1 rRNA gene is annotated in these 1,416 nt (G+C 56.7%); it reads right to left on the bottom strand.

From position 1 onward, the window contains the following. Positions 1 to 1,416 (bottom strand): 23S ribosomal RNA (locus ACFV6I_RS39640); the annotation flags it as partial.

Genomic DNA, 1,416 nt, shown 5'->3' on the forward strand with positions numbered 1-1,416 from the left:
TGCAGGTCGGAACTTACCCGACAAGGAATTTCGCTACCTTAGGATGGTTATAGTTACCACCGCCGTTTACTGGCGCTTAAGTTCTCAGCTTCGCCTGGACGAATCCAAGCTAACCGGTCCCCTTAACGTTCCAGCACCGGGCAGGCGTCAGTCCGTATACATCGCCTTACGGCTTCGCACGGACCTGTGTTTTTAGTAAACAGTCGCTTCTCGCTGGTCTCTGCGGCCACCCCCAGCTCTGACAGCAAGTGCCGTCACCAGGAATGGCCCCCCTTCTCCCGAAGTTACGGGGGCATTTTGCCGAGTTCCTTAACCATAGTTCACCCGAACGCCTCGGTATTCTCTACCTGACCACCTGAGTCGGTTTGGGGTACGGGCCGCCATGAAACTCGCTAGAGGCTTTTCTCGACAGCATAGGATCATCCACTTCACCACAATCGGCTCGGCATCAGGTCTCAGCCTTAATGAGTGACGGATTTGCCTATCACTCGGCCTACACCCTTACCCCGGGACAACCACCGCCCGGGCTGGACTACCTTCCTGCGTCACCCCATCGCTCACCTACTACAGACTTGGTTCAGCGGCTCCACCACGTCCCTTTGTCCGAAGACTCCGGGCCGGCTTCACGGCCTTAGCATCACCTGGTTCAGCGTTGGCGCTTCAAAGCGGGTACGGGAATATCAACCCGTTGTCCATCGACTACGCCTGTCGGCCTCGCCTTAGGTCCCGACTTACCCTGGGCAGATCAGCTTGACCCAGGAACCCTTGGTCAATCGGCGCAAGAGTTTCCCACTCTTGTATCGCTACTCATGCCTGCATTCTCACTCGTATACCGTCCACGACTGGTTTCCACCGCCGCTTCACCCGGCACACGACGCTCCCCTACCCATCACAGCAGGCGTTGGCCCTATATGCTGCAATGACACGACTTCGGTGATGTGCTTGAGCCCCGCTACATTGTCGGCGCGGAATCACTTGACCAGTGAGCTATTACGCACTCTTTCAAGGGTGGCTGCTTCTAAGCCAACCTCCTGGTTGTCTCTGCGACTCCACATCCTTTCCCACTTAGCACACGCTTAGGGACCTTAGTCGGTGTTCTGGGCTGTTTCCCTCTCGACCATGGAGCTTATCCCCCACAGTCTCACTGCCACGCTCTCACTTACCGGCATTCGGAGTTTGGCTAAGGTCAGTAACCCGGTAAGGCCCATCGCCTATCCAGTGCTCTACCTCCGGCAAGAAACACGTGACGCTGCACCTAAATGCATTTCGGGGAGAACCAGCTATCACGGAGTTTGATTGGCCTTTCACCCCTAACCACAGGTCATCCCCCAGGTTTTCAACCCTGGTGGGTTCGGTCCTCCACACGGTCTTACCCGCGCTTCAACCTGCCCATGGCTAGATCACTCCGCTTCGGGT

Source organism: Kitasatospora sp. NPDC059803 (assembly GCF_042732255.1).
Classification (GTDB): domain Bacteria; phylum Actinomycetota; class Actinomycetes; order Streptomycetales; family Streptomycetaceae; genus Kitasatospora.